General features: G+C 71.2%; 13 protein-coding genes. 6 read left to right on the forward strand and 7 right to left on the reverse strand.

The window, feature by feature from the left end; genetic code table 11:
- Positions 1-33: 33 nt before the first annotated feature.
- Together dapF and miaA are read right to left on the reverse strand one after the other, a co-directional pair.
- Positions 34-834 carry a diaminopimelate epimerase gene (dapF, locus tag BJY14_RS08925; protein WP_179843175.1) on the reverse strand — a complete coding sequence of 267 codons (801 nt, stop codon included), beginning with the start codon at positions 832-834 and terminating at the stop codon, positions 34-36.
- 8 nt (positions 835-842) lie between these two features.
- Positions 843-1754, reverse strand: a complete 912-nt coding sequence (miaA, locus tag BJY14_RS08930; protein WP_179849255.1) for a tRNA (adenosine(37)-N6)-dimethylallyltransferase MiaA — start codon at positions 1752-1754, stop codon at positions 843-845.
- A gap of 121 nt (positions 1755-1875) precedes the next feature.
- Between miaA and BJY14_RS46430 the strand changes: the two genes are divergently transcribed.
- Positions 1876-2208, forward strand: a complete 333-nt coding sequence (locus tag BJY14_RS46430; RefSeq protein WP_218905231.1) for an antitoxin — start codon at positions 1876-1878, stop codon at positions 2206-2208.
- 210 nt (positions 2209-2418) lie between these two features.
- Here BJY14_RS46430 and miaB read toward each other — a convergent pair whose 3' ends face one another.
- The gene (miaB, locus tag BJY14_RS08940) at positions 2419-3960 is read right to left on the reverse strand and encodes a tRNA (N6-isopentenyl adenosine(37)-C2)-methylthiotransferase MiaB (RefSeq protein ID WP_179843176.1); all 1542 of its coding nucleotides are present in this window, start codon (positions 3958-3960) and stop codon (positions 2419-2421) included.
- A gap of 271 nt (positions 3961-4231) precedes the next feature.
- Between miaB and BJY14_RS08945 the strand changes: the two genes are divergently transcribed.
- From BJY14_RS08945 to BJY14_RS08965, 5 genes are all read left to right on the forward strand, one after another.
- A complete protein-coding gene (locus BJY14_RS08945; protein ID WP_258939152.1) occupies positions 4232-4954 on the forward strand; it encodes an amino acid ABC transporter ATP-binding protein in 723 nt (240 codons plus the stop codon).
- Between the two features lie 38 nt (positions 4955-4992).
- Positions 4993-5862: a glutamate ABC transporter substrate-binding protein gene (locus BJY14_RS08950; RefSeq protein WP_179843178.1), complete on the forward strand. Its 870-nt coding sequence runs from the start codon at positions 4993-4995 to the stop codon at positions 5860-5862.
- A gap of 109 nt (positions 5863-5971) precedes the next feature.
- The gene (locus BJY14_RS08955; RefSeq protein ID WP_179843179.1) at positions 5972-6655 is read left to right on the forward strand and encodes an amino acid ABC transporter permease; all 684 of its coding nucleotides are present in this window, start codon (positions 5972-5974) and stop codon (positions 6653-6655) included.
- Positions 6652-7635, forward strand: a complete 984-nt coding sequence (locus tag BJY14_RS08960; RefSeq protein WP_179843180.1) for an amino acid ABC transporter permease — start codon at positions 6652-6654, stop codon at positions 7633-7635. Before BJY14_RS08955 ends, BJY14_RS08960 begins: the two co-directional genes overlap by 4 nt.
- Before the next feature lie 174 nt (positions 7636-7809).
- The gene (locus BJY14_RS08965; protein ID WP_179843181.1) at positions 7810-9822 is read left to right on the forward strand and encodes a S9 family peptidase; all 2013 of its coding nucleotides are present in this window, start codon (positions 7810-7812) and stop codon (positions 9820-9822) included.
- On the opposite strand, the gene BJY14_RS08970 is transcribed toward BJY14_RS08965, so the two are convergent.
- The 4 genes from BJY14_RS08970 to recA form a co-directional block, all read right to left on the reverse strand.
- Complete coding sequence (locus BJY14_RS08970) at positions 9823-11055, reverse strand: glycerophosphodiester phosphodiesterase family protein (protein ID WP_179843182.1); 1233 nt, start codon at positions 11053-11055, stop codon at positions 9823-9825.
- Positions 11056-11172: 117 nt separating this feature from the next.
- Positions 11173-12744 carry a ribonuclease Y gene (gene rny, locus BJY14_RS08975; protein ID WP_179843183.1) on the reverse strand — a complete coding sequence of 524 codons (1572 nt, stop codon included), beginning with the start codon at positions 12742-12744 and terminating at the stop codon, positions 11173-11175.
- A gap of 562 nt (positions 12745-13306) precedes the next feature.
- Positions 13307-13825: a regulatory protein RecX gene (locus BJY14_RS08980; RefSeq protein WP_179843184.1), complete on the reverse strand. Its 519-nt coding sequence runs from the start codon at positions 13823-13825 to the stop codon at positions 13307-13309.
- A gap of 154 nt (positions 13826-13979) precedes the next feature.
- Positions 13980-15098 (reverse strand): recombinase RecA, encoded by a 1119-nt coding sequence (recA, locus tag BJY14_RS08985; RefSeq protein WP_179843185.1) that lies wholly within the window; start codon positions 15096-15098, stop codon positions 13980-13982.
- Between the last annotated feature and the right edge of the window lie 27 nt (positions 15099-15125).

Genomic DNA, 15125 nt, shown 5'->3' on the forward strand with positions numbered 1-15125 from the left:
GACCGGAACAACCCCAGGTAAGGCGCCCGTCCCCTAGAGCCAGCCGGGCCGCGTCTCGCCCTCGGCGACCAGGACGGCCGGGCCCTTCAGGTAACTGGTCTCGCGGTCGAGGACGACGGTCACCCGGCCGCCTGGGACGTCCACGGTCCATTCGGAGCCGTCGGCAGCGCCCCGGGCGGCAGCCGCGGCCACCGCGACGGTCCCGGTGCCGCAGGACCGGGTCTCGCCGGAGCCCCGCTCGTACACCCGCATCTCGACGTGCCGCTCTCCGACGCTGCGGAAGAACTCGACGTTCACCCCCGCGGGGAAGACGGCCGGGTCGAAGTCAGGTGCGCGCGACAGGTCCAGGGCGGCTACGGGCTCGGTGACGCGGCACGCCAGGTGGGGGTTGCCGACGCTGACCCGCTCCCCCGCGAAGCTCGCGCCCGCCAGGCTCGCCTCCGCCTGACCGAGAAGCTCCGGCCGGCCCATCTCCACGCTGACGTCCCCGGACGGGCCGAGCATCACGCGGCGCAGGCCCGCGCGGGTGGCGAGGTCCCACTCCCCGGGCGGGGCGAGGCCCGCGTTGACCAGGTAGCGGGCGAAGACGCGCACCCCGTTGCCGCACATCTCGGCGATGCTGCCGTCGGCGTTGCGGTAGTCCATGAACCACTCGGCGTCGGCGTCGACATCGGTGGCCTTCGTCCGGACCGCGCGCAGGACGCCGTCGGCGCCGATCCCCGCCCGCCGGTCGCAGAGCCGCACGACGGCCTCCGCGGTGAGGTCCAGGACGCCGTCCGGATCGGGGAGGATCACGAAGTCGTTCTCGGTGCCATGCCCCTTGACGAACCGCATGCCCCCGATCATAGGGGGTCCGGGGCCTCCCGGCTCACGAGGGCCAGAGCACGATCGACCAGGTCGGGGGCATCGTAGGGCAGCCAGTGCACGCGCTTGTCGCGGCGGAACCAGGACTCCTGGCGGCGGGCGAAACGCCGCGTCGTCCGGACGGTGTCCTCCCGCGCCCGCTCCTGCGTCCACTCCCCCGCCAGGAACCGCAGCACCTGCGCGTAGCCGAGGGCGCGCCCGGCGGTCAGGCCGTCCCGCAGGCCCCGCTTCTCCAGCTCCCGGACCTCGTCGACCAGGCCCGCCTCCCACATCCGCTCCACCCGCAGGGCGATGCGCTCGTCGAGCTCCTCGCGGGGCACGCCGAGCCCGATCTGCACGACGTCGTCGTAGCGGTACCGGTGCTCGGGCAGGGTCGCGGTGAACGGGCGCCCGGAGATCTCGATGACCTCCAGGGCCCGGACGATCCGGCGGCCGTTGCTCGGCAGGATCGCCTCCGCCGCCGCGGGGTCCAGGCCGCGCAGCCGCTCGTGCAGCGGGCCTGGCCCGACCCGCGCCAGCTCCTCCTCCAGTCGCCCCCGCACTGCCGGGTCCGTCCCCGGGAACTCCAGGAGGTCGAGGGCGGCGCGCACGTACAGCCCGGACCCGCCGACCAGCACGGGCAGCCGCCCCCGGCTCCTGATCCCGGCGATGGCCTCGGCGCTCAGCCGCTGGTACTCGGCGACGCTCGCGGTGACCGTGACGTCCCAGACGTCCAGCAGATGGTGCGGGACCCCGCGCATCTCCGCAGCGGAGAGCTTCGCGGTACCGATGTCCATACCGCGGTACAGCTGCATCGAGTCGGCGTTGACCGCCTCGCCGTCCAGCCGGAGGGCCAGCTCGACGGCCAGGTCGGACTTGCCGGCCGCCGTGGGCCCGACGACCGCGATCACATGCGGGGCATTGGAAGAGGTCACGGGATTGATTGTGGCAACAGAACGGGTATGGCCGGAATGAACGGGTGCCGCGCCGTGCCCGCGGCGCCGAAGCGGCCGAGGGATCCGGGGGGATTCGATGTCGATCGTCGACAAGGTCAAGCAGATGCTCGGGCAGCACTCCGACAAGGCCAAGCAGGGCGTCGAGAAGGCCGGTGACATGTTCGACCAGCGCACCGGGGGCAAGCACGCCGAGAAGGTCGACCGGATCCAGGAGCAGGCCGGCAGGTACATCGACCGCGAGAGCGGCCAGCCCGGCGGCACGGGCGGTCCGCACGGCGAGACCGGCGACCAGCCCGGCCAGCCCGGCGGCACGGGCGGTCAGGCCGAGGGACCGGGCGGCCAGCCCGGCGGAACAGGCGGCCACCCCGAAGGACCGGGCGGCCAGCCCGGCGGCGGAACAGGCGCCTAGGGCCCGTCCCGAAGTGGCCTCGGCCACGCGCGCGAACGCGTGACCTGGCCGGTGGAGCGACGCCGGAGGCGAGCGGAACCGGGCAGATCGCGAAGCGATGCCGCGTTCGCCCAGTACCGGTCACGCAGCGAGCCGCAAGGCGAGCGCAGTGGGCCGCAAGGCGAGCGCAGTGGGCCGGGACTTGGAAACACAGCCGGGTGACGTTGGGGTTCAGGGGCAGGTCGAGCAGCCTGGCGCGGACGCGGCGGGCTGGGCCGGACGCCCGATCGACGGCATGCCCAGCGACACGCCCGCTGCGCCGCCGCTCCCGCCCTGCCGGGCCTCCCACGCGTCGCCGGCGCGCGTCCGGCGGACGCCCAGCGCGGGCTTGTCGGCGACCAGGTGGTGCGGCGCGGCGTAGGTGATCTCGACGGTGACCATGTCGCCGGGGCGGACCGGCTCCTCCGGCACGCCGAAGTGGACCAGGCGGTTGTCGGGCGCCCGCCCCGACAGGCGGCGCGTCGCCTCGTCCTTGCGGCCCTCGCCCTCGGCCACCAGGACCTCCAGCGTCCGGCCGAGCTGCGCGCGGTTCTCCGCCCAGGAGATCTCCTCCTGGAGCTCGATCAGCCGCTCGTACCGCTCCTGGACGACCTCCTTCGGCAGCTGGCCGTCCATGGTCGCCGCCGGGGTGCCCGGGCGCTTGGAGTACTGGAACGTGAACGCCGAGGAGAACCGGGCCTCCCGCACCACGTGCAGGGTCTCCTCGAAGTCGGCCTCGGTCTCGCCGGGGAAGCCGACGATGATGTCGGTGGTGATCGCCGCGTCCGGGATCGCGGCCCGGACCTTCTCGATGATGCCGAGGTAGCGCGCCTGCCGGTACGACCGGCGCATAGCGCGCAGCACCGCGTCCGACCCCGACTGCAGCGGCATGTGCAGGGACGGCATCACGTTCGGCGTCTCCGCCATCGCGGCGATGACGTCGTCGGTGAAGTCCTTGGGGTGGGGCGAGGTGAACCGGACCCGCTCCAGGCCCTCGACGCCGCCGCAGGCGCGCAGCAGCCCCGCGAACGCCGACTGCCCGCCCCCGGTCATCGCGCGGACCTCGTCCGGCGCGCCGGACAGGGCGCCGAAGCCCGAGCCGTAGGCGTTGACGTTCTGCCCGAGCAGCGTGATCTCCAGGGCGCCCTCGGCGACCAGCGCCTCGACCTCGGCGAGGATCTCCCCGGGCCGGCGGTCGCGCTCCTTGCCGCGCAGGGACGGGACGATGCAGAACGTGCAGGTGTTGTTGCACCCCACGGAGATCGACACCCAGGCGGCGTAGGGGGACTCGCGGCGCGTCGGCAGCGTCGAGGGGAAGGTCACCAGCGACTCTTCGATCTCGACCTGCGCCTCTTCGCGCACGCGCGCGCGTTCGAGTAGAGCGGGCAGCGACCCGATGTTGTGCGTGCCGAACACCACGTCCACCCAGGGGGCGCGCTTGACGATGGTGTCGCGGTCCTTCTGCGCCAGGCAGCCGCCGACGGCGATCTGCATGCCGGGGTGCCCGTCCTTGACGGGCCGCAGGTGGCCGAGGTTGCCGTAGAGCCGGTTGTCGGCGTTCTCCCGTACCGCGCAGGTGTTGAACACGACGACGTCGGGCTCGGCCTCCCCCGCGCGGACGTACCCGGCCGACTCCAGCAGCCCCGACAGACGCTCGGAGTCGTGGACGTTCATCTGGCACCCGTAGGTACGGATCTCGTACGTACGGGGAGCCGTCTCCATTGGCGCACTCATGACAGTCATCCAGGTTACGGGCCCGGCGGGACACGGCGGAACGGGCGGGGCGCCCCGCCGCCGCCTTTCATGATCACTCTCCGCCACGACCGAACCCCGTCCGACGTGGGTATTCGTGATCGTATCGGTACCGCGCGGCAACTCGGGCACTACAACCGATGACATAAAGTCCGTGCCCATGACGGACAGCGAAAGCGGGCCCGAGCTCACCGAGGCCGGGCCGGAGGACTCCACCCCGGAGCCGGCAACCGTGGGTGACCGGCCGCTCGTCGTGGTCGAGCACGTCAACAAGCACTACGGCGAGCTGCACGTCCTCAAGGACATCAACCTCACCGTGAACTCGGGCGAGGTCGTCGTCGTCATCGGCCCGTCCGGCGGCGGGAAGTCGACCCTGTGCCGGTCGATCAACCGCCTGGAGCCGATCGACGACGGCACGATCCTCGTGGACGGCAAGGACCTGCCCAAGGAGGGCAAGGAGCTGGCGAAGCTCCGCGCCGACGTGGGCATGGTGTTCCAGTCGTTCAACCTGTTCGCCCACAAGACGATCCTCGAGAACGTCATGCTCGGGCCGGTGAAGGTCCGCAAGCAGGGCAAGCAGGAGTCGCAGAAGCACGCGATGGAGCTGCTCGACCGGGTCGGCATCGCCAACCAGGCCCACAAGTACCCCGCGCAGCTGTCCGGCGGGCAGCAGCAGCGCGCGGCGATCGCGCGCTCCCTCGCGATGCGCCCCAAGGTGATGCTCTTCGACGAGCCCACCTCGGCGCTGGACCCGGAGATGGTCAACGAGGTCCTGGACGTCATGACGGGACTGGCCCGCGAGGGCATGACGATGATCGTCGTCACGCACGAGATGGGCTTCGCCCGCCGCGCCGCCCAGAAGGTCGTGTTCATGGCGGACGGCCAGATCGTCGAGGAGAACACCCCCGACGAGTTCTTCACCAACGCGCGGACCGAGCGCGCGAAGGACTTCCTTTCCAAGATCCTCACGCACTGAGCCGCGGGGCTCCGGCAGAGAGCAGAGGTAGGACGAGTATGCGAGTACGTCGTTTCGGCGCCCTCATCGGGGCGGGGATGGCGCTGTCGCTGGCGCTCAGCGCGTGCGGCAGCGACACCGAGAAGACCGAGGCCAAGACGGTCGTCCAGAAGGCCAAGGACGACAAGAAGCTGACCATCGGCATCAAGTTCGACCAGCCGGCGCTCGGCCTGAAGAAGCCCGACGGCAGCTTCGACGGCTTCGACGTCGACGTCGCCAAGTACATCGCGAAGTCGCTCGGCGTCCCCGAGAACGGCATCACGTTCAAGGAGACGACCTCCGCCAACCGCGAGTCGTTCCTCGGCGGCGGGCAGGTCGACCTCGTGGTCGCCACCTACTCCATCACCGACGCGCGCAAGTCGCAGGTGACCTTCGGCGGGCCGTACTACGTCGCCCACCAGGACACGATGGTCAAGGCCGACAACGGCAGCATCAAGAAGGCCACCGACCTCAAGGGCAAGAAGCTCTGCAAGGCCGCCGGGTCCAACTCCTTCCGCCGCATCACCGAGGGCCCGCCGGACGGCAAGCTGAACATCAAGGGCGTCACGCTGGTGGACGCCTCCAGCTACTCCGAGTGCGTGAGCAAGCTGAAGTCCGGCGCCCTGGACGCGGTCAGCACCGACGACCTGATCCTGGCCGGCTTCGCCAACCAGCAGAAGGGCTCCTTCAAGGTCATCAACGACCCCTTCACCGACGAGAAGTACGGCGTCGGCCTCAAGAAGGGCGACACCGAGACCTGCGAGGCCGTCAACAAGGCCGTCACCCAGATGTACTCCGACGGCACGGCCAAGACCCTGCTGGAGAAGCACTTCGCGGGCACCGGGCTCAAGCTCGTCACGACCGCCCCGCAGATGGAAGGCTGCGCCTGATCCAGGGCCGCGACTGACGCCCGTCACGCCGGCGCGTCCCCGAAAAGCAACGCCGGGGGCGCGCCGACCTGGCCTGACTCCCGCTGGAACGTGATGAAACAGCTGAGCAATGTTTGACTTCAGCCCGTTCTTCGACAACTTCGACGAGATCCTCCAAGGGTTCTGGGCGACCCTGCGCCTCGCGGCCGCCGCGGCGGTGCTGTCCCTGATCATCGGGACCTTCCTGGCGAGCTTCCGGGTCTCGCCGGTGCCGGTGCTCCGCGCGTTCGGCACGGGTTACGTCAACGTCGTGCGCAACACGCCGCTCACCCTGGTGCTGCTGATGTGCAGCCTGGGCCTGAACGACATCCTCGCGCTGAAGTTCTCCGAGAACTCCTCGACGACCTACTACTGGTGGGCGGTCCTCGGCCTGTCGGCCTACACCGGGGCCTTCGTCTGCGAGACCCTCCGCTCGGGCATCAACACCGTCCCGCTGGGCCAGGCCGAGGCGGCCCGTTCGATCGGGCTGACCTTCACCCAGTCGCTCCGCATGATCATCCTGCCGCAGGCGTTCCGGGCGATCATCGCCCCGCTGGGCAGCGTGTTCATCGCGATGATCAAGAACACGACGGTGGCGGCGGCCGCGAGCTACGCCGAGGTCGCGCTGGTCACCAAGACCATCATCGACAAGCCCACGTTCGCCAACGGGGTCATCCCTCTCTTCCTCGGCGTCTCGGTCGGCTTCCTGATCCTCACCCTGCCGACCGGATACTTCTTCGGCTGGCTCGCCAAGCGGATGGCGGTGGCGCGATGAGCAAGGAAGCGACCGTTCTCTTCGACATCCCCGGGCCCCGTGCCCGGACGCGCAACGCGGTCCTGACCGCCGTCGTGTCGATCGTGTTCGCCGCCGTCCTGGCGGCGCTGGTCTGGCGCCTCAGCGACAAGGGCCAGTTCGAGGAGAAGCTCTGGACGCCGTTCCTGAAGTGGACGGTCTGGAGGCACCTGCTCCTGCCCGGCCTGATGAACACGCTGAAGGCCGCCGTCGTCGCCACCGTGCTGGCGCTGCTGTTCGGCATCGTGTTCGGGCTGGCCCGGCTGTCGGACCACTGGTGGGTCCGCGTCCCGGCCGGCGCGGTGGTCGAGTTCTTCCGCGGCATCCCGCTGCTGATCCTGATCTTCCTGGCGTTCTTCGTCCCCAACAAGATCAGCCCCGCGATCGCCGAGTCGCAGTTCGGCACCCTGCAGCGCTTCTCGGTGGACTACTTCTTCTCGATCTTCGGGGTGGAGATCAACGCCGGGACGGTCACGGTGCCCGCGTTCGCCGCGGTCGTGTTCGGCCTGACGATGTACAACGGCTCCGTGCTCGCCGAGGTGGTGCGGGCGGGCGTCCTTTCGATCCCGAAGGGGCAGTCGGAGGCCGCCTACTCCATCGGGCTCCGCAAGAACGGCGTCATGCGGCTGGTGCTGCTGCCGCAGGCCATCACGGTGATGATGCCGGCGATCGTGAGCCAGATCGTCGTCCTGCTCAAGGACACCGCCCTCGGGTTCATCATCGCCTACGGCGAGTTCCTGCAGGCCGGCTTCAAGCAGGTGCCCGCGAACTACAGCAACAACGTGCTGCAGGCCGGCATCGTCGTCGCGGTCATCTACATCGCGATCAACATGTCGCTGAGCCGCGTGGCCACCTGGCTGGAGGGCCGCAGCCGCCGCAGCCGCAAGACCGAGGCCAAGACCATGGGCTCGGGCGGCCCCGCCCCCGTGGCCGGGGTCGGGGTGACCCAGCAGACCGTCTGACGGTCCGTTCGCCCGCGAAGGGCGCCGCCGGTTCCGGCGGCGCCCTTCGCCGTCCCCGGGGCGGGGGAACCCTGGTGTTACCGGCGGGTTTCCAGGGGACGAGCTTGTATCTTTCCGACCTCAAACGGCCCGTCATGGCCCCAACCGATCCCCGTATGCGGGACGATTCCTGTTATGACCGCTCGTGCGACCCTTCCCTACGGCTCATGGCCTTCACCCATCTCTGCGGCCGATGTCGCCCGCGCCCGGCTGCGCCTCAGCTTCCCCACCGTCGCGGGCGACGACGTGTGGTGGCAGGAGACGCGGCCCGAGGAGGGCGGGCGGGCCACGGTCATCCATCTGAAGGACGGTCACCGCACCGAGCTGCTGCAGGCGCCGTGGGACGCGCGTACCCGCGTCCACGAGTACGGCGGGCGGTCGTACCTGCCGATCCGCACCGCCGCGGGCTGGTCGGTCGTGTTCTCCAACTACGAGGACCAGCGGCTGCACCGCCTCGACGAGGGCGACCCGAAGCCGTACCCGCTGACGCCCGAGCCGGCCGTCCCCGCGGGGCTGCGGTACGCCGACTACGTCCTGTCCCCGGACGGGACGGAGGTCTGGTGCGTCTGCGAGGGCCACATCGCCGAGCCGGCGGTCCCCGAGGGTGAGCAGGGCGCGGAGGAGCAGCCCGTCACGGGCATCCGGCGCGCCATCGTCGCCGTCCCCCTGGACGGAAGCGCCGCCGGTGACGCCGGCGCGATCCGCGAGCTGGTGTCGGGCGCGCAGTTCTACGCGGGCCCCGTGCCGTCCCCCGGCGGAGGGCACCTGGCATGGGTCCAGTGGAACCACCCCCGCATGCCCTGGGACGGCACCGAGGTGCGCGTCGCGGCGGTCGAGGACGGCGCGGTGGTCGCCCCCCGCACGGTCAAGGGCGGTCTCACCGAGTCGGCGCTGGCGCCGCTGTGGCGCGACGACGAGTCCCTCTACGTGATCTCCGACTGGCCCGGGTGGTGGAACATCTACCAGGTCGGCCTGCACGGGGAGTCCGCGCAGGCGCTCTACCCGGCCGAGGAGGAGTTCGCCGCGCCGCTGTGGCAGCTCGGCGGCATGCCGTACGCGCTGCTCGGCGACGGGCGCCTCGCCGTCCTGCACGGCGAGGGCGACATGCGGCTCGGCGTCTACGACACCGACACCCTCGACCTCGTCGACCTGGAGGTCCCCTACGAGCACTGGGCGCCGCAGCTGTCCACGGACGGCTCGACGATCGTGGGGATCGCCGGCAGTCCCGACCTGCCGGCCTCGGTGGTGCGGGTCGACACCACGACCGGGCGCGTCGAGGGGCTGCGGCGGGAGCGGGCCGAGCTGCCCGACGTCGCGTACCTGTCCCGGCCGCGCGCCGAGCGCCTGGAGGGGCCGTTCGGACGTCCCGTCCACGCCTACGTGTTCCCGCCGACCAACCCCGAGGCGGCCGGTCCGGCCGACGAGCTGCCGCCCTACGTGGTGTTCGTGCACGGCGGGCCCACCGGGCGGGTCTCCACGGTGCTCGACATGGAGCGCGCGTACTTCACCAGCCGCGGCATCGGCGTGATCGACGTCAACTACGGCGGGTCGGCCGGCTACGGCCGCGCCTACCGCGAGCGGCTGCGCCGCCAGTGGGGCGTGGTCGACGTCGAGGACGCCGTCGCCGCCGCCCGCGCCCTCGTCGACGGAGGCATCGCCGACCCGGCGCGGCTGGCCATCCGCGGCGGCTCGGCCGGGGGCTGGACGACGCTCGCGGCGGTCACGCAGACCGACGTGTTCAAGGCCGCCACGTCCTACTTCGGGATCAGCGACCTGCAGCGCTTCGCCGAGAGCACCCACGACTTCGAGTCCCACTACCTGTTCGGCCTCATCGGCCCCCTCCCCGGCTTCGAGCGCGCCTACGAGGAGCGCTCGCCGATCAACCGCGCCGACCGGACGGCCTGCCCCGTCCTGCTCCTGCAGGGGCTGAGCGACCCGATCGTGCCGCCGGACCAGTCCGAACGGTTCGCGCAGGCGCTGGCCGACAAGAAGATGCCGTACGCCTACCTCACCTTCGAGGGCGAGTCGCACGGCTTCCGCAAGGCCGACACGGTCATCCGCTGCCTGGAGGCGGAGCTGGCGTTCTACGGGCAGACCCTCGGGTTCGAGCCCCGCGGCGTCGAACCCGTCGACCTCAAGGTCGGCTGATCAGGGGACGATGTAGGAGGAGATGTCGAGCAGCGTGTGGTCGGCCTGGAAGAACGACACCGTGTCGCCTGAGGTGTTGTTCAGGAAGCCGGCCGTCAGGCCGTTGTAGTAGGCGTCGGGACGGTTCGTGCCAGGGCCGACGTAGACGCGCAGCAGGCTGCCGGGCGGGATGACGTATCCCGAGCCGATCCGCATCAGGTTGCTCGCCTGGTCGCGCAGGTAGCCGCCGCTCACGTCGACCGGCCTCGACGTCGTGTTGCGCAGCACCACGTGCTCGCTCTTCTCCGGCTGGGCGTCGTCGCCGCTCGGATCGGGGAAGACGCTGTCGATCACGACGCCGTTCGCGCCGGGGAAGGGCGTCCGGCCGTCCAGGATCCGCCGCGTGGTGGCGGGGAAGTTCGTCGCGAGCCAGTCGTAGCCCTGGTTCGCCCCCATGGAGACCTCGGCCGGGCTGTCCACCGGGTCGCTGAACACCTTCAGCCCCTTGGCGTGCGCGCGCCTGACGTCGTCGGCACTGGTCGCCCTGGGGTGCGCGTACACGCTGACCGTCCAGCCCGCGAGCGCCGCCAGCTCGTCGTCGGAGAGCATCTTCCCGCCGGTCAGGTAGGAGAGCTGCACCTTGGGCGCGGACGCGTGGAACTCCTGGAGCGCCGTCTGGTCGCGCGAGTGGACGTGCACCCGGTAGGCCCCCGACCTGAGCGTCCCGCCGTCGGTGAGCCGCGCCGCGTTCAGCTCCTCGGCGAGGAGCGTGGCGATCCCGGGGCTGTTGGCGGGCGCCTTCAGCTCCAGGCTGAGACCGGTGTCCCTGCTCCTGACGGCGAGCAGCTCCTTCAGGGTGGGCACCCGCTGGCCCGCGTACCGGGCGTCGAACCAGGACCCGGCGTCCAGCCGCTTGATCTCGTCCAGGGTGAACTGGCCCACCCTCCAGGGCGCCCGGTCGGGGAAGACCTGCTCCACGTCGGTGGTCCGGGCGAGCGTGTCGTCGTGCAGGAGCACGATCCGCTTGTCCGCCGTGAGCTGCACGTCGCCTTCCAGGACGTCCGCCCGGTCGCGGACCCCGTCGCGGTAGGACGCGAGCGTCTCCTCGGGGGCCTGGCCCGGCGACCCGCGATGCCCGACGATCACCGCGTGCGCGCGCTTGCCCGCGGCCTGCGGCGCGGCCTGCGCGCTGCCCGCGAAGGCGAGGGCGGCGGCCAGCACGGCCCCGCCCCCGATCATGGCGATCCTGTTCACGAGATCCTCCCGCCTGGAAATGACTTGATCATCACCGCGGAAGCTTGCGAACACCAGACCGGCCGCTTAATTTCCCCCGAACCCCAACAAACCGCCCGGCTGCCGGGTCGCGGCCGGTCAGCGGGCGAACTCGATCGCCCGGGACTCCCGGACGACGGTGACCCGGATCTGGCCGGGATAGGTCAGCTCGTCCTCGACCTGCTTGGCGATGTCGCGGGCGATCACCTGGGCCTGGATGTCGTCGACCGCGTCGGGCTTCACCATCACCCGGATCTCGCGGCCCGCCTGCATCGCGAAGACCTTCTCCACGCCCTCGTGCCGGTCGCGGGCGATCTCCTCCAGCCGCTCCAGCCGCTTGACGTAGGCCTCCAGCGACTCGCGGCGCGCCCCCGGCCGGCTGCCGCTCACCGCGTCGGCGGCCTGGGTGAGCACGGCCTCCACGGTCCGGACCTCGACCTCGTTGTGGTGCGCCTCGATCGCGTGGACGACGTCCTCGTGCTCGCCGTAGCGGCGGGCGATCTCGGCGCCGATCAGCGCGTGGCTGCCCTCCACCTCGTGCGTGAGCGCCTTGCCGATGTCGTGCAGCAGCGTGCACCGCTTGGCGACCTCCACCGGCAGCCGCAGCTCGCCCGCCATGATGCCGGCGATGTGCGCGGACTCGATCAGGTGCTTGAGCACGTTCTGCCCGTAGGACGTCCGGTACCGCAGCTGGCCGAGCAGCGCGATCAGCTCCGGGTGCATGTCGGCGATGCCGACCTCGACCAGGGCGTCCTCGCCGGCGCGGACGCACAGCTGCTCGACGTCGCCGCGGCTGCGCTCGTAGATCTCCTCGATCCGCTGGGGGTGGATCCGGCCGTCCAGGACGAGCTTCTCCAGCGTCAGCCGCCCCACCTCGCGCCGCACCGGGTCGAAGCAGCTCAGCAGCACCGCCTCCGGGGTGTCGTCGATGATGAGGTTCACGCCCGTGGTCGACTCGAAGGCGCGGATGTTGCGGCCCTCGCGGCCGATGATGCGGCCCTTCATCTCGTCGCTCGGCAGGTGCAGGACCGACACCACCGACTCGGCGGTCTGCTCGCTGGCGACCCGCTGGATCGCCAGCGTCACGATCTTGCGGGCGCGCTTGTCGCCCTCCGCCTTCGCCGCGTTCTCGATCTCCCGCACGATCGGGATGGACTCGCGCTTCGCCTGGTTCTCCATCGCCGCGACGAGTTCGCCCTTGGCCTGCTCGGCGGTCAGCCCGGCCGCCTGCTCCAGGACCTTGCGCCGCTCCTCGGCGACGCCGTCGAGCTCCTGCCCGCGGGCCTCCAGCGCCTTGCCGGTCTCGGTGAGCCGTCCCTGCCACTCCTCCAGGCGGCGCACCTCGGCGTCCAGCCGCTGCTCCCGCTCCGCGAGGCGCGCCTCACGGCGCTCCAGGTCCTCCCGGACGGTGCGGAGGTCGTCCCGCAGGGTCCGGCCCTCCTCGTCGAGCTCCGCGCGTCCCGCGGCGGCGGCCTGCTGCGCCTCGCGCTCGGCCTCCTCCAGGACGGCCCGCGCGTCCTTCGCGGCCTTCGCCCTGATCTCGTCCGCCTCGCCCTGCGCCCGGGCCATCTCGGCCGCGGCCCTGCCGGGCGTGCCGGGACGCCGCACCAGGACGATCACGAGAGCGACCAGGGTCACCAGCAGCGCTGCACCCAGCAGGACGCTCTCCATGAGGCAGATCCTTCCTCGCCGCGGGCCCGTCCGGACTACGGGGCCCTGCCTAGCGAGGATTTACTCGCGCACACGGATGCACGACATCGCGGGACGACGCAGCGGCGCGCCCCGGCGACTCGGCCGGATCCGGTCGACGAACGTGTCCTTTATGCCTCTCAGCTGCTGGAACGTGCTCGGTCGTATGGCAATCCGCGAGACGCGGAGTAACTCCTCACTGCCGTAACGGTAAGCGGCACAGAGGTAATGAGCAAGCAAACGACGGGCATTCCGGACTAACCGAACGTCGACGTGACTCCTTCCTTACCGCCTCCCCTGACCCCCGCCCCCCACCCCGACCTGCACCATCACACCCCCGCCACCCCACACCCCCGAACCGCCCTCAAACCCCCACCCCCGACATCCCCGGCGTGTCGCACCCCGCCCGGCCACACGCCGCCAACGCGGGCGGGGCGGACGGGAGAGGGTGCGCGTGGGCTGATCGGCGAAGGCTGCCGGGGGCCGTGTCGCCGCCGGCCATGGGCGGCTCGGGGGCTGGCGGGGTGTTGGTGGTGGGGGTGGGTTAGTCGGGAGGGGTGGGGAGGTTTTCTGGGTCGGTGCCTTCTTCGGCCAGGGCTTCCTTGACCACTCGGTAGGAGAGGGAGGGTGAGTAGCCCTTGCGGGCGAGCATGCCGACCAGGCGGCGCATGCGCTTGGCGGGGTCGGCGCCTCGGGTGGCCGGGAGTTTGCGGGCCACCAGGGCACGGGCCGTCTGCTCCTCCTGGGCCGGGTCCAGGGTCTCCACGGCGTCGTTGACGGCCTCGGCGGGGACGCCGCGGCGGCGGAGTTCGGCGGCCAGGGCCCGCTTGGCCAGGCCTCGTCCGGCGTGCCTGGACTGGACCCAGGCCTGGGCGAAGGCCTCGTCGTCGATGAGGCCGACGTCGGTGAAGCGGGCCAGGACGCGTTCGGCGACGTCGTCGGGGATCTGCTTGCGGTGCAGGGCGTCTGCCAGCTGGGCCCGCGTGCGGGGGGAGGCGGACAGCAGGCGCAGGCAGATCTCGCGGGCCCTCGCCTCCGGGTCGCTCTCGCGTGCGGCCGTCATGGGGGGCCGGCCGGCGCGGGGGCCGTGGGAGCGGCGGCGCCATCGGGGAAGTTCCGGGCACCGGTCGTGCGGTGCCGGGTAAGGCGCCGCCGCCCTGCATACGAGATCATCGCTTACTCTTCGTCAAGAGTCACCCGTCTCGGGAGATTCCTTGTCAGGAATCACCCGCCTTGGCCGCCTTGGCGCCGCGCTTCGCGGCGGGGGCCTTGACCGGGGCGGGGGCGGGCGGCTCGGACGTGGCGCCCGGGGCTGCGGCGGGCTCGGCCTCCTTGTCGACCTTCGGGCCGATGCCGAGCTTCTCCTTGATCTTCTTCTCGATGCCGTCGGCCAGGTCGGGGTTGGCCTTGAGGAAGTTGCGGGCGTTCTCCTTGCCCTGGCCGAGCTGGTCGCCGTCGTAGGTGTACCAGGCGCCGGACTTGCGGACGAAGCCGTGCTCCACGCCGAGGTCGATCAGGCCGCCCTCGCGGCTGATGCCCAGGCCGTAGAGCAGGTCGAAGTCGGCGACGCGGAACGGCGGGGCCATCTTGTTCTTGACGACCTTGACGCGGACGCGGTTGCCGACGGCCTCGGTGCCGTCCTTGAGCGTCTCGATGCGGCGGACGTCGAGGCGGACGGAGGCGTAGAACTTCAGCGCGCGGCCGCCGGTGGTGGTCTCCGGGGAGCCGAACATGACGCCGACCTTCTCGCGGAGCTGGTTGATGAAGACGGCGGTGGTCTTGGTCTGGTTGATCGCCCCGGTGAGCTTGCGCAGGGCCTGCGACATGAGGCGGGCCTGGAGGCCGACGTGGCTGTCGCCCATCTCGCCCTCGATCTCGGCGCGCGGCACCAGCGCGGCGACGGAGTCGATGACGACGATGTCGATCGCGCCGGAGCGGATCAGCATGTCGGTGATCTCCAGGGCCTGCTCGCCGGTGTCGGGCTGGGAGACCAGCAGGGCGTCGATGTCGACGCCGAGCTTGGCGGCGTACTCGGGGTCGAGCGCGTGCTCGGCGTCGACGAAGGCGGCGATGCCGCCCATCTTCTGGATGCTCGCGACGGCGTGGAGCGCGATGGAGGTCTTGCCGGAGCCCTCGGGGCCGTACACCTCGACGACGCGGCCGCGCGGCAAACCGCCGATGCCGAGGGCGATGTCGAGGGAGATCGCGCCGGTGGGGATCACCTCGACGGGCGCCCGCGCCTCCTCGCCCATCCGCATGACCGACCCCTTGCCGAACTGCCGCTCGATCTGGGCGAGTGCGGTCTCGAGAGCCTTCTCCCGGTCGTTCGCTGCCATTGAGATGTCCTTCTCGTTGAGATGTGT

It is taken from the genome of Actinomadura luteofluorescens (genome assembly GCF_013409365.1).
Classification (GTDB): Bacteria; Actinomycetota; Actinomycetes; order Streptosporangiales; family Streptosporangiaceae; genus Spirillospora; species Spirillospora luteofluorescens.